Origin of the sequence: Klebsiella sp. CB_Kp196, from assembly GCF_040061575.1 — a bacterium.
In the GTDB taxonomy this organism is placed as follows: domain Bacteria; phylum Pseudomonadota; class Gammaproteobacteria; order Enterobacterales; family Enterobacteriaceae; genus Klebsiella; species Klebsiella michiganensis.
Map to the genome: position 1 here is coordinate 1 of NZ_JBEAFH010000037.1, position 24,983 is coordinate 24,983.

The following is a 24,983-nucleotide window of genomic DNA, read 5'->3' on the forward strand; positions in this document are numbered from 1 at the left end:
CAGCGCGGCAGTTCGCGGCGTATGCAGGACTGACGCCGGTGCAGCATGAGTCGGGCAGCAGCGTGATGCGGGCGAGCCGGATGAGCAAAGCGGGGCCGGTTCAACTGCGCAAGGCGTTATACATGCCAGCGTTATCGGCGCTGTACCATACGGCGTGGGGAAAAGCGTTCAGGAAAAGGCTGGAAGAGAGCGGAAAGCGGGCAAAAGTCATCATAGGGGCGATGATGCGAAAGCTGGCGCAGGTGGCTTATGGAGTACTGAAGTCAGGAAAGGCGTTCGATGCCTCACAGCATGAGCTGTTGATAGCGTAACAACGTTCCCTGAGAAAAAACGACAGCACCAGAGAGTGCTGTCGTTGGTGTGCCTGTCATCCGGGAGCCGGAGAAAGTATCGGCAACTAAAAATGGTTGCAGGCGTTCACAGTATCTACGCGCCCTCAGCGGTCTGCGGTCCGGTAGCCCGGGCAAGGCGCTGTGCGCCGCCCCCGGGAGAGACGCGCAGGGTGGTGAAGAATTGCCCCGGAGGCGAGCGGGGCTATTCTTCCGGGGTATTGGCGCGGACGTGGCGGCCGCTGGCAACAAAGTTGCCGGTGCCGAGATGATGGAGGGTATTGATCTTATCGTCGTCGAACTGCCAGCGTCCGCTGACGAACGCGCGCTCATCGGCGGCGGCGGAAACCACTTCGCCAAACAGCGTATCGTACTGCTCCTGAGCCGCCGTTGCCGGCAGCAGTCGGCACTCCATCCATGCAAGACACTTCTCTTCAATCAGCGGCAAGCCCAGCTCCGGACCTTGCACGACCGGGATGCCGTAAGCGTTAAATTTATCCTCATCGCGTCCGCTGATGCTGCCGACCGCGTAGGTCCAACTGGCGGCCTCGACGCCGGGAACGACGATGCCAAATGCGCCGTTGCGCTCAATAATTTCCCGCGTCCAGGCGCTTTTATCTACCACGATGGCCAGCCTCGGCGGAGCGAACTCCACCGGCATCGACCACGCGGCGGCCATGACGTTGCGGCGTTGAGAGTGGGCGTCATAGCTGGTTATCAAAATTGTTGGGCCATGGTTGAGCAGGCGACTGGCGTACTGAAGTTCCACGTGGCGAAAACGGCTCATATGCGTTCCTTGGTAAATGGGTCTGATGCCAGACAACACGTTAATCCGCAATGAAAATGTAATCAATACGTCATCGAGGGTCCCTATAGTCGGCGTCACTAAGTCCCAAAGAGGATAACAATATGTTAGCTCCCCTGAATTTGTCTCAGGTGAGCGCGCGCCGGCGGATGTTGACCGCGGGCAGAGCCTCGCTTTCCCGACGGGAGGGCGATAATGCGCGCGCTTACCAGCATTAAACTCGACGGCGTTTCTTTCGCCTTCGGCGCCCACACCGTGCTTAATCAGATTGATCTGCATATCGATGCGGGCAGCATTGTTGCGCTGCTGGGGCCTTCTGGCTGCGGTAAAAGCACGCTGCTGCGCCTGCTCGCCGGATTAACCGTACCCGCCAGCGGCAGCATTCACTTTGGCGATCGCCTGGTGGCGAAAACCGGCTGGGGCTTGCCGTCGGAGCAGCGCGATCTCGGCATGGTCTTTCAGGATTACGCCCTGTGGCCGCACATGACGGCGGCGCAGAACGTGGCTTTCCCGCTGCGTATGCGCGGCGTCGGGCGTCAGCAGCGACAGCAACGGGTCGAGGAGGCGCTGGCGATGGTCGGTCTCAGCGGCTTCGCCGACCGCAAACCGTCGGGCCTTTCCGGCGGTCAGCAGCAGCGCGTTGCGCTGGCCCGCGCCATCGTCGCAGAACCGCGCGTGCTGCTGTTCGATGAGCCGCTCTCCAATCTCGACAGCGAGCTGCGCGAGTCGCTGTGCCTCGAAATGAGCCGCCTGCTGCGCCAGCTGGGCATCACTGCTGTCTACGTCACCCACGACCGTCGCGAAGCCGAACTGCTGGCCGACAAGATTATTCATTTATCTGCGGGCTGCATTGCCGCCGTCCGCGCCGTGACTTCAACCTCAGGGGAATCCGTATGAAAACCGTTATCACCGTTACCAAAGGAGCCGCGCTCGCGATGATGTTGTCCGCCACCACGATCTCCAGCGCCCAGGCGCTCACCGTCTACACCGCCGGGCCGGGCTCGCTGGCGAAAAGCCTTGCCAGCGGCTATGAGAAGAAAACCGGCGTTAAGGTGAATATTTTCCAGGCCACCACCGGTAAGGTGATGGCGCGTCTCGAGGCCGAGCAGGCTAACCCGCAGGCGGATGTGCTGATTTCCGCCTCGTGGGATACGGCGGAAGATTTGCATCACCGCGGCTGGCTGCTGCCGTATCAGAGTGCCAATGCCGATAAGGTCCCGGCGAACCTGAAATCCGCCGATTACGTTGCTCAGGGTATTTCGGCCCTGGGGATCGTCTGGAATACCAAAAGCGGCACTCCGGAGCCGAAAGAGTGGCGCGACCTGACCGAAGCGGCGTTCAAAGACAAAGTGACGACGCCGGACCCGGCGCTTTCCGGCGCGTCGCTGGATTTGCTGATCGGGTTACAGAATGGCATGGGCGATAAAGCCTGGGCGCTATTTGATGCGTTAAAGAAGAATGGCATGGTGGTCAGCGGGCCGAACGCCCAGGCGGTGACGCCGGTGATGCAGGGGGCGAAAGCGGCGGTATTCGGCGCGGTTGATTATGTCTCTTACGGCAATATCCATCAGGGCGAATCGCTAAAGGTGATTTTCCCGGCCAGCGGCACGGTCATTGCACCGCGGCCGATGATGATCCTCAAAACCAGCCAGCATGCTGACGACGCAAAAGCCTTCGTTGATTATGTGCTGTCGCCGGAAGGCCAGGCGCTGGTCGCCGACGCCTGGCTTATGCCCGCCCGCAGCGATATTCCGGCGAAGCGCCCGCTGCTCAACGAGCTGAAAATTCTGCCGACCGCAGGCGATGGCAATAGCGAACGTAGCGCGGTGCTTTCCCGCTTTAATACGCTTTTCGCCCAGTAAACCGACTTTTCCCCCGGGCTTCGAAAGTTGGCTCGGGCACTTTCCCCGGAGGCGGCGCAGGCGCGCCTGTCCGGGCTACCGGACCGCAGACGGCTGTGACCCCGTAGCCCGGCTAAGCGCAGCGCGAGCCGGGAAGACGCAACGCCTGGGCATCAGCCCGGGCACATTCCCCGGAGGCGGCGCTGGCGCGCCTGTCCGGGCTACCGGACCGCAGACGGCTGTGACCTCGTAGCCCGGCTAAGCGTAGCGCGAGCCGGGAAGACGCAACGCCTGGGCATCAGCCCGGGCACATTCCCCGGAGGCGGCGCTGGCGCGTCTGTCCGGGCTACCGGACCGCAGACGGCTGTGCCCGGTAGCCCGGCTAAGCGCAGCGCGAGCCGGGTAAGATCGTATCCAGGAAAATACCGTGAAACAGAGACTTATTTCAGCGGGCACGCTGGCGGCGCTGCTGGTGCTGGTGGCATTGCCGCTGCTGTTTATTGTCCTCCAGGCAATTTTTCCCCAGTTTAGCGCCGGTTCGCTGGGCGGCGCGTTTAGCGGTGTATCAACGCTGATTGCCGACCCGCAGCTGCCGACGATGCTCGGCGGTACCCTGTGGGTGGCCTGCGGCGTGGCGCTGATGAGCGTGGTCATCGGTCTACCGCTGGGCGTCTTGCGCGGATTGTTTACTATCCCGCTGCCGCGGCTGTGGGATCTGCTTTTTCTGATCCCGTTTCTGACGCCGCCCTATATTGCCGCGCTGTCGTGGATGCTGATGCTGCAAAGTCATGGCTATCTCCAGCAGCTGACCGGCTGGGATCTCAACGATCTGCTTTTTAGCCGCATCGGGATCGTGTTGGTGATGACCCTCAATATCTTTCCGGTGGTCTACTTCGCCGTCTCGCGCAGCCTGTTGGCCAGCGGTCAGCGGCTGGCGATTGTCGCCCGGGTGCACGGCGCCAGCGCCTGGCGAGCGTTCTGGCACATCACGCTGCCGATGCTTTCTCCGGCCCTGGCGGCGGGGATGCTGCTGGCGTTTACCCTGGCCATTGAAGAGTACGGCGTTCCGGCGGCCCTGGGTTCGCGGGCGGGGCTGGTCATGCTGACCGTAGGCATTGAGAGTAAGCTCGCCGACTGGCCTGTCGATCTGCCCGGCGCGTCGCTGCTTTCGCTGCTGCTGATCGCGGTGGCGCTGCTGGCCTGGTGGCTGCAAAAACGGCTGACTGGCGATAAAGAGGTCACCAGCGTCACCGGCAAGCCGGGAGAGAATAGCGGGGCGGAGTTGGGCTGGCTGACGCTTCCGGCGGTGCTAGTGATGGCGGGCGTCGGGGGGCTGGCGGTGGTGATGCCGGGCGCGTCGATGGTGCTGACCAGCCTGATGAGCACGCTGTCGGGCGGTATCCACGCTGACAACGTTACCCTTCGCCATTTTGCCGCGCTGTTTGCTCAGCAGGGCGACGCGCTGTCGGCACTGGCAACCAGCCTTTCGCTGGCGCTGGCTTCGGCTGGGGTTGTTGGGCTGGTGGGGCTGCTCGCCGCCTGGCTGGTTGTGGTGCAAAAAATCAAGGGGAGCGCGATAGTCGATGCCTTATCGCTGCTGCCGGCGGCGCTGCCGGGCGTGGTGGTGGGCGTCGGGTTGATTCTGTTGTGGAATCAGCCGTTCTGGCCGCTTTCCCCCTACAACAGCTGGTTTATGCTGCTGCTCTCCTACAGTTGTCTCCTGCTACCCTGGCCGGTACGCTACGTCGGCAGCGCGCTGCGCCAGCTTGGCAATAATCTTGAGCCTGCGGCAAGGGTACATGGGGCGACGGCCCTACAGGCGCTGCGTCTGATCGTTCTGCCGCTGGTCTTCCCGGCGCTGCTGGCGGCGATGCTGATGGTGTTCGCCGTTGCCTCCCGCGAGCTGGTGACCTCGTTGCTGCTTGCGCCGGCCGGGACGCAAACCGTCTCGGTGTTTATCTGGCGCCAGTTTGAGCAGGGCTCGGCGGGAGAGGGAATGGCAATGGCATCGCTGACGCTCTTTACCGGTCTGGGGCTGATGCTCTGCGCGCTGGCGCTGATGCAGCGGGGCACGCGCGGATAAATACGATCGCACAAAATAGCTGGTCAGGCGAGAAAAACAGGCTATAAATGTCGGACACCGATTGCTGGAGGCATTGATGAGTCCCTTTTTAAGCGCCTATTTTTCTCGTCTGGGCTGGACGGGCACCCCGGACGTTTCACTTCACACCCTGCGCGAACTGCATATTCACCATAACGGCGCGATCCCCTTTGAAAATCTGGATGTGCTGCTGCCCAGAGAGATACATCTCGACGATCGCACCCTCGAAGAGAAGCTGATTCACGGTCGTCGCGGCGGCTACTGCTTCGAGCAAAACGGCCTGCTGGAGAGAGCGCTGCGCGAGATCGGCTTTCCCGTGCGCAGCCTTCTGGGGCGCGTGGTGCTGGCCAATCCGCCGCATATGCCGCCGCGTACCCATCGGCTGCTGCTGGTGGAGGTGGAGGGGGAACGCTGGATTGCCGACGTTGGTTTCGGCGGCCAGACCTTGACCGCGCCGATTAAGCTGCTGGCGGATATAGAACAATCCACCCCGCACGGCGAATATCGCCTGATTTACGAAGGGGAAGAGTGGGCGCTGCAGTTCAGCCATCACGGCCACTGGCAGTCGATGTACCATTTTGATTTAGGTCGCCAGTACGCTTCCGACTATGTGATGGGCAACTTCTGGTCGGCGCACTGGCCGCAGTCGCACTTCCGCCATCATCTGCTGATGTGCCGCCACTTGCCGGACGGCGGCAAAATGACGCTGACCAATTTCCACTTTACCCATTGGGATAAAAACCACGTTGTCGAAAAGCTCGATTTAGCGGACGTTCCGGCGCTGTATGAGGCGCTGCAAACGCGTTTTGGCCTCGGCGTGGATGATGCCAAATACGGCTTTAGCGAAGCGGAGCTGGCGGCGGTGATGGCGGCGTTTGATACCCATCCCGAGGCCGGAAAATAAATATCGTACAGGAACCGTTGGCTGGATAAGGGATGACTGTCAAACGGGGATGTTACCCGGCTTGCGCTACGCTTAGCCGGGCTACGGGGCGCTCCTGTCGCCCGGGTTAGGCGTTTTTGCCGCGACCCGGGATGATTGCGGATTTTGCTCAGCGTCTTGAACGTACCACCTGGTAGCGGCGGGTGAAATATTCAAACGGCGCGCTCCAGACGTGAACCAGCCGGGTGAACGGGAACAGCAGGAAAATCGTCATCCCCAGCACCAGATGCACGCGGAAAACAAAGGCCACGCCGCTGAGCATTTCTGACGAGCCGCCGCGGAAGGTGACGATGCCCTGCGCCCAGCCCACCAGCTTCATCATTTCACTGCCGTCCGGATACTGCGCCGAGAAAGGGATGGTGCTCAGCCCGAGCAGGCACTGAATCAGCAGAATGCTCATGATGATGATATCCGGCGCGGTCGAGGTGGCGCGAACGCGCTGGTTGGTCAAACGACGCCAGAGCAAACCGGCGCCGCCAATCAGCGTCAGGACGCCGCAGACGCCGCCGAGCACCATCGCCATCTGCTGCTTGACCGCAATGGGTAAAAACCAGGCATACATCCAGTGCGGCGTTAACATGCCGAACAGATGGCCAAAGAAAATGCCGAGTATGCCGATATGGAACAGATTCGACCAGATCACCATCCCGCGTTTATCCAGCATCTGGCTGGAGGAGGCGCGCCAGGTGTACTGGCCGTAGTCATAGCGCAGCCAGCTGCCGAGAAAAAAGACCGTCGCGCAGATGTAGGGGTAGATGTCGTAAAAAAAGACGTTCAGATACTGTATCATTTCGGGCCTCCCGCGCTGACGTCGACGTACTGCGGCGCCACGTCCTGGCTAAAGCGTCGTTGATATTGCTGTAACGGTGAGCTGTCACAGGCCGTGGCGTTGTCTTCGATAAATTTCACCTGTTCTTCTTCCCAGACCGCATCCAGCGCCTGGCGGGTGTCATCGCGGGGCTCGTTGTTGATCTGCTGCGTGACACTGTCACTTGAAAGCGGGATCCCGCCGAGGCTGAGCAGGGCGTCAAACAGCTGATACCAGGGGACACCGCGCTGCTTCAGCCGCCCGCCCAGCAGCGCCAGAATCGGCGCGACGTTGTGCAGACCTTCGCGCGCGTCGTTTTCCGGCAGGATGCTGAGGTATTCCAGATACAGCGGCAGGTGGTCGGGAAGTTCGCGACAGTTGAGCACCAGGCCCGCCTTTTCATACTGAGCGAGCAGGTCGACCATTGCCTGACCGCGGTCGCGAGACTCGGCGTGCACGTGTTCAAACAGCAGCAGCGACGTAGCGCGGCCCCGGTCGAACACTTCGCACCATTCGGCCTGCTTGTCCAGCAGCGGGGCATTCAGCATCTCCGCGGCGAAGTCGTTGAGCACAGGGGCGTCGTGACGCACCATGCTCAGCACCTCGTCCTTGCACTGCCAAAGAAACTCATCCGGGTACTCCATCAGCAGACCGATCGCTTTGAGGATTTGCATTATTCCCCCTCCGCTTTATCGCGTACTTCGGTGATGTTGATGGCGTCAATGCGGCTACTGTTGAACAGGTTGAATTTGGTGTCGGAGCCGTGGCAGCCGTCGCCGAAGGTAAAGCCGCAGCCGTTGCGCTCGGGGAAGGCGTCGCGCGCCATTTCGCGGTGGCTGGTCGGGATCACGAAGCGGTCCTCGTAGTTGGCGATCGCCAGATAACGGTACATCTCCTCGACCTGCTCAACGCTCAGGCCCACCTCCTCGATGGCGCGAGTATCGGTGACGCCTTCCACCGTTTGCGAGCGCATGTAGTGACGCATCGCCATCATGCGCTTCAGCGCGCGCAGTACCGGGCCGGTATCGCCCGCGCTGAGCATATTGGCGAGATACTGCACCGGAATGCGCAGGCTTTCGATGGCCGGAAGCACGCCGTCGCTTTTCGGCAGACCGCCGGCGTCGGCGTAGGACTGAATCGGCGACAGCGGCGGCACGTACCAGACCATTGGTAGGGTGCGGTATTCCGGATGCAGCGGCAGCGCCAGCTTCCAGTCCATCGCCATTTTGTACACCGGCGAGCGCTGGGCGGCATCAATCACGTTTTGTGGAATCCCCTGTTTCAGCGCTTCTTCAATCACCGCCGGGTCGTGGGGGTTGAGGAACACCTCGCACTGCCGCTCGTAGAGGTCGGTTTCGCGCTCGGTGCTGGCCGCCTCTTCAATGCGGTCGGCGTCGTACAACAGCACGCCGAGGTAGCGGATACGTCCCACGCAGGTTTCGGAACAGACGGTGGGCTGTCCGGACTCGATACGCGGGTAGCAGAAGATGCACTTCTCCGATTTGCCGCTTTTCCAGTTGAAGTAGATTTTCTTGTACGGGCAGCCGCTGATGCACAGACGCCAGCCGCGGCATTTGTCCTGGTCGATCAGCACGATGCCGTCTTCTTCACGCTTGTAGATGGCGCCGCTGGGGCAGGTGGCGACGCAGCTCGGGTTCAGGCAGTGCTCGCACAGGCGCGGCAGATACATCATGAAGGTATTTTCAAACTGGCCGTACATCTCCTTCTGAATCTTGTCGAAGTTACGGTCGCGGGCGCGCTTTTCAAACTCGCCGCCGAGCAGCTCTTCCCAGTTGGGGCCCCAGATGATTTTATCCATCCGCTTGCCGTCGATAAGCGAACGCGGACGGGCGGTGGGCAGGTGTTTTCCCTCCGGCGCGTTGTGCAGATGCTGGTAATCAAAGGTAAAGGGTTCATAGTAGTCGTCGATCTGCGGTATCACCGGATTGGCGAAAATTTTGGTGATGACGCCCATTTTGCCGCCCAGACGCGGGCGTATTTTGCCATTAACATCGCGCACCCAGCCGCCTTCCCACACCTCCTGATCTTCCCAGTTTTTCGGATAGCCGATGCCCGGTTTGGTTTCGACGTTGTTAAACCAGGCGTATTCCATCCCTTCGCGTCCGGTCCAGACGTTTTTACAGGTGACGGAACAGGTGTGGCAGCCGATGCATTTATCGAGATTGAGAACCATACCGACCTGTGAACGTATTTTCATTTTTTCGCCTCCTGTACCCCATCGCGACCTTCGTCATCCAGCCAGTCAATATTTTTCATTTTGCGGATCATGATGAACTCGTCGCGGTTGGAGCCGACGGTGCCGTAGTAGTTGAAACCGTAAGCCAGCTGGGCGTAGCCGCCAATCATATGGGTCGGTTTCGGGCACACGCGGGTGACCGAGTTATGGATCCCGCCGCGCCGTCCGGTGACTTCCGAGCCCGGAATATTCATCAGGCGCTCCTGCGCGTGGTACATCATGGTCATCCCCGGCGGTACGCGCTGGCTGACCACCGCGCGGGCGGTGAGCGCGCCGTTGGCGTTGAAGGCCTCGATCCAGTCGTTATCTTCAATACCCAGCTCGCGAGCGTCGGTTTCGCTGATCCACACGATCGGCCCGCCGCGCGACAGGGTCAGCATCAGCAGGTTTTCGCTGTAGGTGGAGTGGATGCCCCATTTCTGGTGCGGCGTCAGGAAATTGAGCGCTTTTTCCGGGAAGCCGTTAGCCGGAATCGCTTTCATCTGGCTGACGCTGCGGGTGTCAATGGGCGGACGATAAACCACCAGGCTTTCGCCAAAGGCGCGCATCCAGGGGTGATCCTGATATAGCTGCTGGCGGCCGGAGAGGGTGCGCCAGGGGATCAGCTCGTGGACGTTGGTATAGCCGGCGTTGTAGGAAACATGCTCGCTCTCGAGGCCGGACCAGGTCGGGCTGGAGATAATTTTGCGCGGCTGGGCCTGAATATCGCGGAAGCGAATTTTTTCATCCTCTTTATTCAGCGCCAGGTGCGTATGCTCGCGGCCGGTAAACTCGCCGAGCGCTTGCCAGGCTTTGACCGCCACCTGGCCGTTGGTTTCCGGGGCGAGGGCGAGGATCACTTCCGAGGCGTCAATGGCGCTGTCGATGCGCGGGCGACCTTTGGCCGGGCCATCAAGCTTGACGTAGTTAAGCTTGCCGAGGAAGTCGACCTCGTTCTGGGTGTTCCAGGTGATGCCTTTACCGCCGTTGCCCAGTTTGTCGAGCAGCGGCCCGAGGGAGGTAAAGCGCTCATAGGTCGCCGGATAATCGCGCTCAACGACGGCAATCGACGGCGCGGTTTTACCCGGCGTCAGCTCGCATTCTCCTTTCCGCCAGTCCAGCACGTCGAAGGGCTGCGACAGCTCCGCCGGGGAGTCGTGCTGCAGCGGCACCAGCACAACGTCGGTCTCTTTATCGAGGTGGCCGACGCAGACCTCGGAGAAGGTTTTGGCGATATCTTTGTAAATTTCCCAGTCACTTTTCGCCTCCCACGCCGGGTCAACGGCGGCGGAGAGCGGGTGGATAAACGGATGCATATCCGAGGTGTTCATATCGTCTTTTTCATACCAGGTGGCGGTCGGCAGAACGATATCGGAGAACAGGCAGGTACTGGACATGCGGAAATCGAGCGTCACCAGCAGGTCGAGCTTGCCTTCGATGGCCGCGGTCTGCCACTCCACCTCTTCGGGCTTCACGTCATCGCTGGCGCCCAGCTCATCGCCCTGAATACCGCTGTCGGTGCCCAGCAGATATTTGAGCATATACTCGTGGCCCTTGCCGGAAGAGCCCAGCAGGTTGGAGCGCCAGATAAACAGATTACGCGGATGATTTTTGCCGTTATCCGGCTGTTCGCAGGCGAAGCGGATCTCGCCGGACTTCAGCGCCCGGGCGGTGTAGTCGGCGGGAGTCAGTCCGGCCGCGGCGGCCTGCGCCTTGATGGTCAGCGGGTTGACGCCCAGCTGCGGCGCGGAGGGCAGCCAGCCCATGCGCTCGGCGCGAACGTTAAAGTCGATCAGATGGCCGCTGAATTGGCTGGCATCGGCCAGCGGCGACAGCAGCTCCCGGGCGGTCAGCTTTTCATAGCGCCACTGGCTGGCGTGATTGTAAAAAAAGGAGGTGCTGTTCATCTGGCGCGGCGGACGATTCCAGTCAAGGGCGAACGCCAGCGGCAGCCAGCCGGTTTGCGGACGCAGCTTCTCCTGGCCGACATAGTGCGACCAGCCGCCGCCGCTCTGGCCGACGCAGCCGCAGAACACCAGCATATTGATCATCCCCCGGTAGTTCATATCCATGTGGTACCAGTGGTTGACGCCGGCGCCGAGGATAATCATCGACCGTCCGTGGGTTTTATGCGCGGTATCGGCAAATTCACGGGCGATCTGCTCGATGTGCTGGCGCGGGACGCCGGTAATCTGTTCGGCCCAAGCCGGGGTATAGGCTTTCATCTCACTGAAGTCCTGCGCGGCGTTGGGATCGTCTAAACCGCGATCGAGTCCGTAGTTGGCGAGAATCAGATCGTAGACGCTAACCACCAGGCCAGATTCACCGTTGGCCAGCGGGAGCTGCTTAACCGGCAGCTGATGCAGCGTCACCGGATCCTGCTTGATGCTGCGAAAGTGCGGGTTTTCGTTGCCGCCGAAGTAGGGAAAGCCCACCGTCACCACGTCGTCACGGCTATCCAGCAGCGATAGTTTGAGTTCAATGGCTTGCCCGGCGGCCTGCTGTTCAAGGTTCCATTTGCCTTTCTCTCCCCAGCGGAAGCCAATCGAACCGTTGGGTGCCACCAGTTCACCAGCGCTGTTATAGGCGACGGTTTTCCACTCCGGGTTATTGCTTTCGCCCAGCCCGTCAACCAGATCGGCGGCGCGGACCATCCTGCCGGGAACGTAGAAACCCTCCTCGCGACGCTCAAGCATCACCAGCATCGGCATATCGGTGTAGGTGCGGCAGTAGTTGAGGAAATAATCGCTCGGGTTATCAAGGTGAAACGTTTTGAGGATCGCGTGGCCCATCGCCATGGCTAGCGCGCTGTCGGTACCCTGTTTCGGCGCCAGCCACTGGTCGCTGAGCTTGGCTACCTCCGAAAAGTCCGGGGTAATCGCGATGGTTTTGGTGCCCTTGTAGCGCACTTCCGTAAAGAAGTGGGCGTCCGGGGTTCGGGTCTGCGGGACGTTGGAGCCCCAGGCGATAATATAGCTGGAGTTGTACCAGTCGGCGGACTCGGGAACGTCGGTCTGCTCGCCCCAGGTCATTGGCGAGGCGGGGGGAAGGTCGCAGTACCAGTCGTAGAAGCTCAGGCAGGTGCCGCCGAGCAGCGACAGATACCGGGTGCCGGCGGCGTAAGAGACCATCGACATCGCCGGGATCGGCGAAAAGCCCGCCACGCGGTCCGGGCCGTAGTTTTTGATGGTCCAGACGTTGGCGGCGGCAATCAGCTGGTTCAGCTCCTTCCAGCTTGAACGGATAAACCCGCCTTTGCCGCGTACCTGCTTGTAGCTGAGGGTTTTGACCGGGTCCTGCATGATGCTGTCCCACGCCTGCACCGGGTCCGGGTGCTGAGCCAGCGCTTCGCGCCATAGGGCAATCAGCCGCTTGCGCGCCAGCGGATACTTCAGGCGGTTAGCGCTGTAGAGGTACCAGGAGTAGCTTGCGCCGCGCGGGCAGCCGCGGGGTTCGTGGTTGGGCAGGTCCGGGCGGGTGCGGGGGTAGTCCGTTTGCTGAGTTTCCCAGGTGACCAGCCCGTTTTTGACGTAAATTTTCCAGCTGCAGGAGCCTGTGCAGTTCACGCCGTGCGTTGAGCGGACGATTTTGTCGAACTGCCAGCGCTGACGGTAGCTGTCTTCCCAGTCGCGGTTGGTGTTGTACACCTGACCGTGGCCGTTGGCAAAGCTCTCGCCTTTCTGCTTAAAGTAGCGAAAGCGATCCAGTAGTTTACTCATGACCTTCCTCCTGCTCCGATAATGTCCGGCCTGAAAAGACCGTACGATCCCCAGGCCGGATAGGGCGTCAGCCGCCACCCGATGAATATGCCGTTATTGTTTTGCCGGTTTACGACGGCCGTAGACCAGCCAGGTCACCAGCACGCAAACCACGTAGAAAACCAGGAAGACCTTCATCGCCCCGACCGGGGAGCCGGTCATCGCCAGCGAGGTACCGAAGGCTTTAGGGATAAAGAAGCCACCAATCGCGCCGATGGCGGAGATAAAGCCGAGCGCCGCCGCGGTGTCGGTCACCGCTTCGTGCTGGGCCTGTTCGTCGCTGCCGCCGCGTTTCTTCACGCTGTCGAGGGTGATTTGGCGAAAGATCACGGCGATCATCTGGAAGGTGGAACCGCTGCCGAGACCGGCGGTCAGGAACAGCCCCATAAACACCACGTAAAAGGCGAGAAAACTGCCTGAGCCGCTGCCGGGGAGGGTGAGAAACAGCAGGCCGGTGAACAGCGCCATCAGCACAAAGTTCACCAGCGTGACCCGTACGCCGCCGAGACGGTCGGATATAATCCCGCCGAAAGAACGCGCCAGCGCGCCGATAAACGGCCCGAAGAAGGCCAGCTTAAGGATGTTAACATCAGGGAACTGCGTTTTCGCCAGCATGGCGAAACCGGCGGAGAAGCCGATAAACGAGCCAAAGGTGGCCAGATAGAGCAGGCTCAGCAGCCACATATGCGGGCGTTTCAGCACCGGCAGCTGCTCGCGAATCGAAGCCTTTGAGCTGGCGATGTCGTTCATTCCTACCCAGGCGGCGAAGGTGGCTATCACCAGCAGCGGAACCCAGACGAGGGCGGCGTTGCTCAGCGCGAGAAGAGAGCCATCCTCCTGAGGCACGCCATGGATGCCAAGAAAAGCGAAGATGGGGAGAAAAATCGCCGCCGGCGCGATCATCTGCATCACGCTGACGCCGAGATTGCCGAGGCCGCCGTTGATACCCAGCGCGCTGCCCTGTTTCGCTTTGGGAAAGAAAAAACTGATATTTCCCATGCTGGAAGCAAAGTTCGCACCGGCAAAACCGCACAGCAGGGCAATGGTGATAAATACCCAGAATGGAGTAGCGGGGTTTTGAATGGCGATACCCAGCCAGATACAGGGCACCACCAGAATAATCGTGCTTAATACCGTCCAGTAGCGCCCGCCAAATATAGGTACCATAAAGGAGTAGGGGACGCGTAATATTGCGCCGGAAAGCGAGGGCAGAGCGGTTAATAAAAAGAGCTGATCGGTGGTGAAATTAAATCCGACTTTATTGAGATTGACGGCGACGGCGCTGAATAGCATCCAGACGCAAAAGGCGAGTAGCAAACAACCTACGGAAATGCAAAGATTTCTGCGCGCTATTTGCTTTCCCTTATTCTCCCAAAACGCCGCATTTTCTGGTTTCCACTCTTTTAAAAGATAATGATTCTTTTTCTCATTTTTGCTCAGCATATTGCCCTCGAATGAACAGTAACCCGTCAAAAAAGAATAAACTGGTAAAACAGCAAATTAATAAAAGAAATAAAATCAGGGATGGGGATGTATCTGTTGTAATAAATGAAGAATAGATAAGAAAAGCGCGCCGAAAGAAGACGCGCGAATATTAGCTCAGGATTATTTGTTACTAAATGTAACTTAAAATTAAAAAAGTTCCATCGAGATAGAATAATTGATATGCCGATTGAAGGCGGCATCATCTATTTCCTGCATTCCCAGCGCATAAATACCGTCGAGGCCGCAGACGAGAGCAATGAGCCGCCAGGCAATGCTTTCCATATCGTCCCTTGGCTTAAACTCACCGGCAGCGGTTCCCTGGCGGATGATCTTCAGGGTCTCTTCATGCCACATGTTCATGGTGAGCAGATAGGCCCCCTTGATATCGCTGTCGCTATCGGCCAGCAGCTGCGCTTCGCGCCACAGGCGAATGTATGGCTCAAGCCTGCCGTCGTCGCTGCCCACCATAGAAAACAGGCGTTCACGCCACGTGGCGTCGTCGGCGACCAGCGGCATATCCATCATTTCGCGGATCAACCGTATGAAGGCATGGGCTTTTAGCTCGCCCGCGGAGGTGAAATGGTGGTGCAGCTGACCGGCGGAGACGCCGGCTTCGGCGGCAATCTGGCGGACGGTCATAGCGCTAAACCCGCCACGAAGCGCTACGCGCATGGCTGCCAGCACAATAACTTCCCGACGCGCATCGCGATTTAAGTAGCCCATAACGTTAGTGACCCCGGTTTTTTTGGCGATAGTAACAAAAAGTTGGACACTCGTTCAACAATCCGGCAGGATCCGTTTCCTGGACACTTGTCCAGTTTTAACGTTGAGGGAAAGTAGTATGTCTCGGCAATGGTTGACGCTGATGGCGATTTTGTTGGTTTATATTCCGGTGGCGATTGACGCCACTGTTCTCCACGTGGCTGCGCCAACGCTCAGCGTAGCGCTGGGGACCAGCGGTAACGAGCTGCTGTGGATTATTGATATTTATTCACTGGTAATGGCCGGTATGGTGCTGCCTATGGGCGCATTGGGCGATAAAATCGGCTTTAAACGGCTGCTGCTGCTCGGCAGCGGTATTTTTGGCACCGCGTCGCTGGCGGCGGCGTTTTCGCCCACGGCAGAGACGCTGATTGCATCCCGCGCGCTGCTGGCGGTGGGGGCGGCAATGATCGTGCCTGCGACCCTGGCCGGGATCCGCAGCACCTTTTCGCAGGCGCACCAGCGTAATATGGCGCTTGGTCTGTGGGCAGCTGTCGGTTCCGGCGGCGCGGCGTTCGGTCCGCTGGTTGGCGGCATGCTGCTGGAGCATTTTTACTGGGGATCGGTTTTCCTGATCAACGTGCCGATCGTCCTGCTGGTGATAGCGATTAATGCCAAAATGGTGCCGCGTCAGCCCGCGCGGCGCGAGCAGCCGCTGAATCTTTTCCAGGCGCTAATCCTGATCGCCGCCATTTTGATGCTGGTCTTTAGTGCCAAAACGGCGCTCAAAGGGCAAATGGCGCTGTGGTTAACCGGGCTGGTGGCACTATCTGGCGCCGCGATGCTGTTCTGGTTCGTGCGCAAACAGCTCTCGGCATCGCGTCCCATGGTCGATATGCGCCTGTTTACCCATCGCATTATTTTAAGCGGCGTGATGATGGCGATGACCGCGCTGATTACGCTGGTGGGTTTTGAACTGCTGATGGCCCAGGAGCTGCAGTTTGTGCACAGCAAAACGCCTTTTGAAGCCGGGCTGTTTATGCTGCCGGTGATGGTGGCGAGCGGTTTCAGCGGGCCCATTGCCGGCATGCTGGTATCGCGGCTGGGGCTGCGCGAGGTCTCCACCGGCGGAATGCTGCTCAGCGCCCTGAGCTTCCTCGGCCTGTCGATGACCGATTTCAGTACTCAGCAGTGGCAGGCCTGGGGACTGATGACGCTGCTGGGCTTCAGCGTCGCCAGCGCGCTGTTGGCCTCCAGCTCGGCGATCATGGCCGCCGCGCCGAAGGAAAAAGCGGCGGCGGCAGGGGCCATCGAAACCATGGCCTATGAGCTGGGCGCGGGACTGGGGATTGCCCTGTTTGGCCTGATCCTGACCCGCAGCTACACCTCGTCAATTGTTCTGCCGGGTGGAATTGAGGGCGCGGCGGCGGAGCAGGCGTCGTCCTCCATCAGCGAGGCGATTAAGCTGGCGCAGTCGCTGCCCGCCATACCGGCGCAAAGCCTGCTTGAAGCGGCGAAGGCGGCGTTTATTCATTCGCACAGCATCGTGCTGGCGACGGCTGGCGTCCTGCTTCTGCTGCTGGCGGCCGGCATCTGGCGTAGTCTGGCAAAAGCGCCTGAGCTGAATTAACCCTTACAGCTGAAGAGAAAGCGCCATCGCCGCCCGCCGTAGCGGGGCGAGGGCTTTCTCTTTCAGCGCGGCGGCGTTGGTATAGCCTGCCGGAACGCCAACGTTAAGCGCCGCCACCACCTGGCCGCTGCGGGAGAGCAGCGGTACCGCCAGCGAACATAATCCCACCTCAATTTGCCGGTCAGCGAGCGCGTAGCCCTGCATGCGCACTCTGGTGATTTCCTGCCGTAAACCCGGCATATCGCATAGCGTATACGGGGTATAGCGGATCAGATTGGCTCGTGACAGTGTCACTTCAAGCTGTTCTTCCGGCAACGCGCTAAGCAGCACGCGTCCCATCGACGTGGCCCACGCAGGCAGACGGCTGCCGCGGCCGATATCCACGCTGAGCAGGTTATTCACCGCCGCTCTGGCAATATACAGGACGTTATCGCCGTCCAGCGTGGCGGCGGAGCAGGATTCTCCGAGGTTTTTGCCCAGATTATCCAGGGCGCTCTGCGCGACTTTCGCCAGCGGCGTTCCGGCCAGGTAGGCGTGGCCCACCGCCAGCACGCGGGGGAGCAGCTCATAGCTGCGGCCATCCGGGCTATGCACCATACCCAGCGCGGCGAGGGTATAGAGGCAGCGGCGCACAGCCGCGCGGGAGATCTGCGTTTTCTGGCTAAGCTGGGAGATGGTCAGGCGCTGCCGCTGCGGGGTAAACGCGTTAAGGACTTCCAGCCCGCGCGCCAGGGACAGCATAAAGTTAGGGTCGTGTTCAGACTGGCGGGCGCTGAGAGTACCTGGTTTTTTTTCGCTCATACAACCCCTCTTTTATTGAAGATAAAAGTTCATGGGGCATCACTATATCGCGGGTGAAAAACGCGGCGATTCCTTGTTCTGGTTTTACCACGTCGATCACATTATTAACCCCAATTTAACAACCGCGTCGATAATCGCACAACATTTCGATTATCGCCGTTGACCGTCACGATTGGGCAGACCTATTGTCAACAGAATCGTTACCCCGCGTTATGAACAGGGGTATGAAAAGTTATGTATTTCATCACCAGGAAAAAAAGATGACCGCGACCATTGAACGTATTGAAAGCTGGCTGGTAGATATCCCGACCATTCGACCGCACAAACTCTCCATGACCACGATGGGCTGTCAGACGCTGGCGATCGTCCGCATAACCCGTTCGGACGGGATTTGCGGTATTGGCGAAGCCACTACCATCGGTGGATTGAGCTACGGCGTGGAGAGCCCCGAAGCTATCGTGTCGGCGATTAATCATTACCTGACGCCGCTGCTCAAGGGCCAGGCGGCCGATAATCTGAATGTCCTGACCGCGCGGATAAACGGCGCGGTTAAAGGCAATACCTTTGCCAAATCAGCGATCGAAACCGCGTTGCTGGATGCGCAGGGTAAGGCGCTTGGCCTGCCGGTTTCCGCGCTGCTTGGCGGCGCGCTGACGACCTCGCTGCCGGTTCTCTGGACGCTGGCGAGCGGCGATACCGAGAAAGATATTGCCGAGGGGGAAAGGCTGCTGGCGGAGCGTCGCCATCGCGCGTTTAAGCTAAAAATCGGCGCGCGCGAACTGGCGACGGATCTGCGCCACACCCGCGCGATTGTTGAAGCCCTGGGCGATCGGGCCAGCATCCGCGTCGACGTGAATCAGGCGTGGGAAGCCACCGTCGCGGCAAAGGGCTGCCGCGAGCTGGCGGCGATGGGTGTCGATCTGATTGAACAGCCGGTCAGCGCTCAGGACAACGCTGCGCTGGTGCGCCTCAGCCATCACATCGACGCGGCTATTCTGGCCGATGAAGCGGTAGCGACCCATTACGAAGGCTATCGCCTGGCGCAGCAGGGATTCAGCGGGGCCTATGCGCTGAAGATTGCCAAAGCGGGCGGGCCAAACAGCGTGCTGGCGCTGGCGAAGGTGGCGCAAGCGGCGGGAATTGGGCTTTACGGCGGCACGATGCTTGAGGGGACCGTTGGCACACTGGCCTCGCTGCACGCCTGGTCGACGCTACCCCTACAGTGGGGCAGCGAGATGTTTGGCCCGCTATTGCTGAAGGACGATATTGTCAGCGTGCCGCTAACGTTCGCCGAAGGCGAGGTGACGCTACCGCAAGCGCCGGGTCTTGGCGCTGAACTGGATGAAGACAAACTGCGCTTCTATAGCCGCAAAGGATAATGGAGGATTTTTATGCTATTTAAAGTCGATATGACCGTGAATATTCCGCTGGGATTTCCTGCCGACGAAATTGAGGAAATTAAGCAGCGAGAAAAAAAGTATTCACAACAACTTCAGCGCGAAGGTAAATGGCGACATATCTGGCGCGTCGCCGGCCTTTACGCCAATGTCAGTATTTTCGATGTGAAAGATGCTGAAGAGCTGCATCAAATTTTAATGGCTCTACCATTATATCCCTTTATGCAAATTCGCGTGGAGGCGCTCTGTCGTCATCCCTCCTCGATTCGCGAAGACGACCGTTAATAAAAAATAATAACTAACCTCGCGCCGAAACTATTCGGCGAATATCCTACAACGATAAGTGAGAAATATTATGAGTAATGTATTCGTACAACAAGATGCTGTGCAACATTTATTGCGTGAAAGTGCGGGTTTAAATGCAACCGGTGGTGACGAGCGTTTTAAAATGATTGTTCATCGTCTGCTGGAAAACCTCTGCACGCTGATTGATGACTATAACGTCACTGAAGAAGAGTTCTGGCATGCGGTGAATTATCTGCATGAATTAGGCGGCCGCCAGGAAGCGGCACTGCTGGCGGCGGGCCTCGGCCTTGAACACTTCCTCGACCTGCGCCAGGACGCGATTGATGCCGCAGCGCAGCGGGAAACCGGCACCCCTCGTACCATTGAAGGCCCGCTGTACGTGGCGAATGCGCCGCTGGCAGACGGACATACCCGCATGGATGATGGTAAAGATGCGGGGGAGGTGATGTGGCTTTATGGCCAGGTTCGCGACACCCAGGGCCACCCGGTAGCTAACGCTATCGTTGATATCTGGCATGCCAATACCCTCGGGAACTACTCTTTCTTCGATCAAAGCCAGAGTGAATATAATCTGCGTCGCCGCATTCGTACCGGCGCCGATGGCTGCTATAGCGTGCGCAGCATTCTGCCATCCGGCTACGGCTGCCCGCCGGATGGGCCAACGCAAAAACTCCTTGACCAGCTGGGGCGTCACGGTAATCGTCCGGCGCATATCCACTTCTTCGTTTCCGCGCCGGGTCATAAACATTTGACCAGCCAAATCAATCTCAACGGCGACAAATACCTGTGGGATGATTTCGCGTTCGCTACCCGCGACGGCCTGATTGCCGATCCGGTAAAAGTCAGCGACCGCGAGCTTATTCAGCGGCGTGAGCTGGAAGGTGAACATACCGAAGTGCGCTTTGATTTTACTCTGTGTAAAGCGCTTAACGCCGATGAAGAACACCGCGGTACGCGCCTGCGTGCGCAGGAGTAACGCGCGGCGTTAATTCTCTTCTCCGGCCAGGCCGTGGTCGGAGAATAAAGCGAAATTGCGACTTCACCGTTTTTCTATTCCTGAATTATGCAGGAGGGCCGACTCATGCAAAAAATGTTCACCACATTAAAAGATAAAATCAACAATGCATTAATTGTTGATCGTGAAAAACATATTTATCGCTGCCATCGCTCAATATTTACCGATCCGCAGCTATTTGATTTTGAAATGAAGCATATTTTTGAAGGGAATTGGCTGTTCCTTGCTCATGAAAGCCAGATTGCGCAGCCTGGAGATTATTACACCCTGACCCTTGGGCGCCAGCCGGTAATAATAACGCGCGATAAAAAGAACGAACTACATGCGCTAATTAACAGCTGCGCCCATCGCGGGGCGATGCTATGTCGTCGCAAAACCGGTAATAAAAGTTCATTTACCTGTCCGTTTCACGGCTGGACGTTCAGTAATAACGGCAAGCTTTTAAAAGCCAAAGATGAAAGTACCGGCGGTTACCCGGAGACTTTCAAGCATGAAGGCTCCCACGACTTAAAGAAGCTGCCGAGGTTTCAATCCTATCGCGGCTTCCTGTTCGGCAGCCTGAATGCCGATGTGCAGCCGCTGGAGGCGTACCTGGGCGAAACCTGCAAAATTATCGACCTGATCGTGGACCAGGCGCCGGAAGGGCTGGAGGTGCTTAACGGATCGTCGAGCTATGTATACGAAGGCAACTGGAAGCTAGGGGCGGAAAACGGTGCTGACGGCTATCACGTTAGCGTGGTCCACTGGAACTACGCTTCCACCATGTCGCGCCGCAACTACGAAGCGGAAGGGACGCACGCGGTAGACGCAAACGGCTGGTCGAAAAGCGTCGGCGGCGGTTACGGCTTTGATAATGGGCATATGCTGCTGTGGACCCGGGTGCTGAACCCGGAAGTGCGGCCGGTCTACGAACATCGTGAACGGCTGCAGGCGGAATTCGGCGAGTCTCGCGCCGGGCAGATGGTCAACGAAACGCGCAACCTGTGCCTCTATCCAAACGTCTACCTGATGGATCAGTTTTCGACGCAGATCCGCGTGATACGCCCCATCGCGGTGGATAAAACCGAAGTCACCATCTGGTGCTTTGCGCCGAAGGGCGAATCTGACCAGGCGCGGGCGCTGCGTATTCGCCAGTATGAGGACTTTTTTAACGTCAGCGGCATGGGAACGCCTGACGATCTGGAAGAGTTCAGCGCCTGCCAGCGCGGCTATCTCGGGGAAAATCTCGCATGGAGCGACCTCAGCCGCGGGGCGCTACATTGGGTCGATGGTCCGGACGAACACGCCCGGCAGGCCGGCTTGCGGCCGCTGCTGAGCGGCGTGAAATCGGAAGACGAAGCTTTGTATATCGCCCACCATCATCACTGGCAAAACGTGATGCTGGCGGCGCTGGAAGCAGAGCAGCGGCGTTACGAGCAGTCGATCACACAACGCGTGGAGGTGGTCTGATGCTCACTCTCGAACAGGTTCGCCAGTTTCTCTATTACGAAGCCCGCCTGCTTGACGACCGCCTGTGGGATGAGTGGCTGAACTGCTACAGTCCACAGGTGGTGTACTGGATGCCCGCCTGGGGGGATGACGACAAGCTCACCCGCGATCCTCAGCGTGAAATTTCGCTGATCTATTACCCGAGCCGCGACGGCCTCGAAGACCGGGTTTACCGCATCAAAACCGAGCGCTCAGGGGCCAGCACCCCGGAACCGCGCACCACCCATATGATCGGCAACGTTGAACTGCTTGGCGAAACCGAACAGGGCATGGAAGTACGCTACAGCTGGGTCACCTACTGTCACCGGTATCAGCAGACGGATACCTGGTTTGGTTCGACCTGCTGCACGCTGAGTGAGGACTCCGGCAAACCGCAAATCATCCGTAAAACCGTGCGCCTGAATAACGATTACATCCGTCAGGTGATTGACGTTTACCATATTTAAGAGGCACTTATGACCTTTAATATTGCTCTCAATTTTGAAGACGGCATCACCCGCTTTATTCAGTGTAACGCCGGGGAGAAAGTTCTCGATGCCGCCTATCGTCAGCAGGTCAATCTGCCGATGGATTGTTCGGACGGCGTTTGCGGCACCTGCAAGTGCCGCTGCGTCAGCGGCGAATATGGCCTGGGCGATGAGTTTCTTGAAGAGGCGCTCAGCGAAGAGGAAGCCGCAGAGCGCCAGGTGCTGACCTGCCAGATGGTGCCAACCAGCGATTGCGTCATTGATGTACCGGCGGCGGCGGCCCGCTGCAAAACCTCGCTGGCGAGCGTGGGCGCGACGGTGAAAGCGGTCAATCTCCTGTCTGACACCGCCATTGAGCTGGCGATCGTGCTGGATGAACCGCTGGACTTCCTGGCGGGTCAGTACATCAATATTCAGGTTCCCGGAACGCCGCAGGTTCGCGCCTATTCGTTTAGCTCCCTGCCGGGTGGGCGTGAGGGGCGCTTCCTGATCCGTAACGTGCCCGGCGGATTGATGAGCCAGTGGCTGACGCAGCGGGCCATTCCCGGCGATCGTCTGACGCTAAGCGGCCCGATGGGCAGCTTTTACCTGCGCGGCGGCGAGCGTCCGCTGCTACTGCTGGCGGGGGGCACCGGCTTAGCGCCGCTGCTATCAATGCTGCAAACGCTGGCCAGCCAGCGCAGCACCCGACCCATCACCTTGCTCTATGGCGTGACCCGCGACTGCGATCTGGTGAAAACTGACGAGCTTGAGGCATTTACCGGTCAGCTTCCCGCGTATCGCTGGCTGCCGGTGGTTGCTGATGCGCAAAGCCAATGCCCGCAGCGCGGTTTTGTTACCGAACATCTTAATGACGCAATACTCAACGACGGGGATGTGGATATCTATCTGTGCGGGCCCCCGCCGATGGTCAATGCGGTAGCCACGGCGCTGCGCGAGAGAGGAATTTCGCCGTCGGGGTTCTGGTATGAAAAATTTATCGCCAGCCAGAGCGCGGCGGCATAAGGAGCAACGATGCGATTTAACCATAAAGTCGTGGCTATTACCGGCGCCGCGCAGGGGATTGGCCGACAGACCGCAGAGCAAGCGGCGCGTGAGGGCGCGCGGCTGCTGTTGATTGACCGCTCTCGCTATGTTCATGAACTGGCGGCGGCGCTGAACGACGCCGGTAGCCAGGCGCTGGCGCTGGAAGCCGATCTTGAACAATGGGAAAGCACCGAGCGGGCTTTTGCCGACGGCGTGGCCCATTTTGGCCACCTGGATGTATTGATTAACAACGTCGGCGGCACCATCTGGGCGCGGCCGTTCGCGGAATATCAGCCGGAGCAAATAGAGAAGGAGATTCGTCGCTCGCTGTTTCCGACCCTGTGGGGCTGTCGGGCTGCGCTACCGTGGATGCTGAAGCAGGGCAAAGGCAGTATCGTTAATATTTCGTCGGTGGCGACGGCGGGCGTGAATCGGGTGCCTTATTCCGCAGCGAAAGGCGGCGTTAATGCGCTGACCCGTTCGCTAGCCCTTGAATATAGCGCAAACGGGATCCGCATTAACGCCGTGGCGCCGGGGGGCACCGAGGCGCCAGCGCGCCGGACGCCGCGGAATGAGGAGCTGCCGTCGGCGCAGGAGCAGGCGTGGTATCAGCAGGTGGTCGATCAGACGGTGGCCAGCAGCCTGATGCATCGCTACGGTACGCTGGCGGAGCAGGCCAATGCCATCCTGTTTCTCGCCAGCGATGAGGCCAGCTATATCACCGGCGTGACGCTGCCGGTCGCCGGCGGCGATCTCGGTTAGCGCCGGGTCGCCTGCCAGCAAAGCAGGGAGCCGGCGCACACCATTCCGGCGCCCTGCCAGAATGACCACGACAGCGCGGCGCTGAGCAGTGCCGCCGCCAGCGCCGAGGAGAGCACCGGCGTAAAGTAGGAGGCGGCGGCCAGCAGGCTGACGTTGCCGTGCAGGATCCCGACGTTCCACGCCGCGTAGCCTAATCCCAGGGCAACGGACAGCGCGATCAGTTTGGCTATCACCGGCCAGCTAAAGACCATGGGCGGCTGTTCGCTGAACAGGAACTTCAGCCACAGGGTCAGGGCGGTAAGCAGAACAAAAAGGGTAATCCCGTTTTTGCCCTTCGCGTATTTAGCGGTGACCGTGCAGTAGGCCGCCCAGATAAACGCGCCGATGAACGCCAGAATATAGCTCAGCGGGCTGGAAACCACGTTGCGGGTAATTTCATCTACATTCAGACCATGCTCACCGCCTAATACCCAGGTGACGCCGAATAAAGCGAGAAATAACCCCGGGATAACCAACCAGCTGCTTTTTTGGCCGTTAAACAGAATGGCGAATAAAATCGTCAGGCTGGGCCACAGATAATTAACCATGCCCACTTCAATAGCCTGCTGGCGGCTACCGGCTAATCCGACCGACAGCGCCAGGCAAATTTCATAGCTGACGAACAGCAGGCTTCCTGCCAGTAAATAGGGGCGAGGGATCTGACGTATTTGCGGGAAGCCGACGGTAAAGATCAGCAAAAGGCCGCTCAGGCTGTAGATCATCGCCGCGCCGCCCACCGGACCAAGCCCTTCGCTTACGCCACGAATCAGCCCGACCATGGTGCTCCACAAGACGATAGCGGCCAATCCAATGAGCGTGGCTCTCTTCTTCTCCATATTTAACCTGATGTTGGTTCAAACGCAGTCGGGTTTTATAACACTTTTTTTTCGCTTCCGGGGGATATTTTCCTCCGCGCTTAATCCCAATGGAGTAACGAAATTCAACGTGGCTGACTATTAAGGGGTCATGGGTTCAGGACATTGATTTGACGCAAATAAAACAGGGTTATTGCTGTTAATTTCCACTCCCGCAATGAATAAACAT

21 protein-coding genes and 1 pseudogene are annotated in these 24,983 nt (G+C 59.0%); 13 read left to right on the top strand and 9 right to left on the bottom strand.

The genetic code is table 11. The features are described from left to right. The coding region (locus ABLU87_RS10430) for a transposase (protein WP_348865977.1) at positions 1-311 on the top strand (311 nt) is incomplete at its 5' end. Positions 312-534: 223 nt separating this feature from the next. Here the strand turns inward: ABLU87_RS10430 and ABLU87_RS10435 are convergent. Next, positions 535-1,116, bottom strand: coding sequence for a flavin reductase family protein (locus tag ABLU87_RS10435; protein ID WP_004850682.1), 582 nt, complete (start codon positions 1,114-1,116; stop codon positions 535-537). Between the two features lie 210 nt (positions 1,117-1,326). Between ABLU87_RS10435 and ABLU87_RS10440 the strand changes: the two genes are divergently transcribed. The 4 genes from ABLU87_RS10440 (at position 1,327) to nhoA (ending at position 5,980) form a co-directional block, all read left to right on the top strand. After that, complete coding sequence (locus ABLU87_RS10440; RefSeq protein ID WP_183129354.1) at positions 1,327-2,031, top strand: ABC transporter ATP-binding protein; 705 nt, start codon at positions 1,327-1,329, stop codon at positions 2,029-2,031. After that, complete coding sequence (locus ABLU87_RS10445; protein WP_085521245.1) at positions 2,028-2,996, top strand: ABC transporter substrate-binding protein; 969 nt, start codon at positions 2,028-2,030, stop codon at positions 2,994-2,996. The genes ABLU87_RS10440 and ABLU87_RS10445 overlap by 4 nt, the downstream gene beginning before the upstream one ends. Before the next feature lie 406 nt (positions 2,997-3,402). Continuing rightward, positions 3,403-5,058, top strand: a complete 1,656-nt coding sequence (locus ABLU87_RS10450; protein WP_122117686.1) for an iron ABC transporter permease — start codon at positions 3,403-3,405, stop codon at positions 5,056-5,058. Between the two features lie 76 nt (positions 5,059-5,134). Then, the gene (gene nhoA / locus ABLU87_RS10455; RefSeq protein ID WP_032693479.1) at positions 5,135-5,980 is read left to right on the top strand and encodes an N-hydroxyarylamine O-acetyltransferase; all 846 of its coding nucleotides are present in this window, start codon (positions 5,135-5,137) and stop codon (positions 5,978-5,980) included. Positions 5,981-6,128: 148 nt separating this feature from the next. Here nhoA and narI read toward each other — a convergent pair whose 3' ends face one another. The 6 genes from narI to ABLU87_RS10485 all read right to left on the bottom strand — a co-directional run bounded on the left by narI (position 6,129) and on the right by ABLU87_RS10485 (position 15,029). Continuing rightward, complete coding sequence (gene narI, locus ABLU87_RS10460) at positions 6,129-6,809, bottom strand: respiratory nitrate reductase subunit gamma (protein ID WP_014838419.1); 681 nt, start codon at positions 6,807-6,809, stop codon at positions 6,129-6,131. Further along, the gene (narW, locus tag ABLU87_RS10465; protein WP_122117687.1) at positions 6,806-7,501 is read right to left on the bottom strand and encodes a nitrate reductase molybdenum cofactor assembly chaperone; all 696 of its coding nucleotides are present in this window, start codon (positions 7,499-7,501) and stop codon (positions 6,806-6,808) included. The genes narI and narW overlap by 4 nt, the downstream gene beginning before the upstream one ends. Continuing rightward, entirely contained in the window at positions 7,501-9,045 is a 1,545-nt protein-coding gene (gene narH, locus ABLU87_RS10470) for a nitrate reductase subunit beta (RefSeq protein WP_004101903.1), read from the bottom strand. The genes narW and narH overlap by 1 nt, the downstream gene beginning before the upstream one ends. Further along, entirely contained in the window at positions 9,042-12,782 is a 3,741-nt protein-coding gene (locus tag ABLU87_RS10475) for a nitrate reductase subunit alpha (RefSeq protein ID WP_122117688.1), read from the bottom strand. Before ABLU87_RS10475 ends, narH begins: the two co-directional genes overlap by 4 nt. Before the next feature lie 93 nt (positions 12,783-12,875). Then, a complete protein-coding gene (locus tag ABLU87_RS10480) occupies positions 12,876-14,264 on the bottom strand; it encodes a NarK family nitrate/nitrite MFS transporter (RefSeq protein ID WP_025108243.1) in 1,389 nt (462 codons plus the stop codon). Positions 14,265-14,453: 189 nt separating this feature from the next. Further along, positions 14,454-15,029 (bottom strand): TetR family transcriptional regulator, encoded by a 576-nt coding sequence (locus tag ABLU87_RS10485; protein ID WP_049069852.1) that lies wholly within the window; start codon positions 15,027-15,029, stop codon positions 14,454-14,456. 118 nt (positions 15,030-15,147) lie between these two features. Between ABLU87_RS10485 and ABLU87_RS10490 the strand changes: the two genes are divergently transcribed. After that, positions 15,148-16,638, top strand: a complete 1,491-nt coding sequence (locus tag ABLU87_RS10490; protein WP_122116830.1) for an MFS transporter — start codon at positions 15,148-15,150, stop codon at positions 16,636-16,638. A 3-nt stretch (positions 16,639-16,641) separates the two neighbouring features. On the opposite strand, the pseudogene ABLU87_RS10495 reads toward ABLU87_RS10490, so the two are convergent. Further along, positions 16,642-17,479, bottom strand: a pseudogene (locus ABLU87_RS10495) (IclR family transcriptional regulator C-terminal domain-containing protein). 172 nt (positions 17,480-17,651) lie between these two features. Here ABLU87_RS10495 and ABLU87_RS10500 point away from each other — a divergent pair. From ABLU87_RS10500 to benD, 7 genes are all read left to right on the top strand, one after another. Next, on the top strand, positions 17,652-18,818 hold the full coding sequence (locus tag ABLU87_RS10500) for a muconate cycloisomerase family protein (RefSeq protein WP_162557314.1): 1,167 nt from the start codon (positions 17,652-17,654) through the stop codon (positions 18,816-18,818). Between the two features lie 12 nt (positions 18,819-18,830). Further along, a complete protein-coding gene (gene catC, locus ABLU87_RS10505) occupies positions 18,831-19,121 on the top strand; it encodes a muconolactone Delta-isomerase (protein ID WP_004101911.1) in 291 nt (96 codons plus the stop codon). A 70-nt stretch (positions 19,122-19,191) separates the two neighbouring features. Then, the gene (catA, locus tag ABLU87_RS10510) at positions 19,192-20,118 is read left to right on the top strand and encodes a catechol 1,2-dioxygenase (protein ID WP_122116829.1); all 927 of its coding nucleotides are present in this window, start codon (positions 19,192-19,194) and stop codon (positions 20,116-20,118) included. Positions 20,119-20,223: 105 nt separating this feature from the next. Beyond that, complete coding sequence (locus ABLU87_RS10515) at positions 20,224-21,606, top strand: Rieske 2Fe-2S domain-containing protein (protein ID WP_046878380.1); 1,383 nt, start codon at positions 20,224-20,226, stop codon at positions 21,604-21,606. Continuing rightward, a complete protein-coding gene (locus tag ABLU87_RS10520) occupies positions 21,606-22,091 on the top strand; it encodes an aromatic-ring-hydroxylating dioxygenase subunit beta (protein WP_025108250.1) in 486 nt (161 codons plus the stop codon). The genes ABLU87_RS10515 and ABLU87_RS10520 overlap by 1 nt, the downstream gene beginning before the upstream one ends. Positions 22,092-22,100: 9 nt before the next feature. Beyond that, positions 22,101-23,117 carry a benzoate 1,2-dioxygenase electron transfer component BenC gene (gene benC / locus ABLU87_RS10525; RefSeq protein WP_122116828.1) on the top strand — a complete coding sequence of 339 codons (1,017 nt, stop codon included), beginning with the start codon at positions 22,101-22,103 and terminating at the stop codon, positions 23,115-23,117. Positions 23,118-23,126: 9 nt separating this feature from the next. After that, a complete protein-coding gene (benD, locus tag ABLU87_RS10530; protein WP_025108252.1) occupies positions 23,127-23,900 on the top strand; it encodes a benzoate diol dehydrogenase BenD in 774 nt (257 codons plus the stop codon). Here the strand turns inward: benD and yddG are convergent. Continuing rightward, on the bottom strand, positions 23,897-24,775 hold the full coding sequence (gene yddG, locus ABLU87_RS10535) for an aromatic amino acid DMT transporter YddG (RefSeq protein WP_004850709.1): 879 nt from the start codon (positions 24,773-24,775) through the stop codon (positions 23,897-23,899). The two genes, benD and yddG, sit on opposite strands and share 4 nt — an antisense overlap. Positions 24,776-24,983 lie beyond the last annotated feature (208 nt).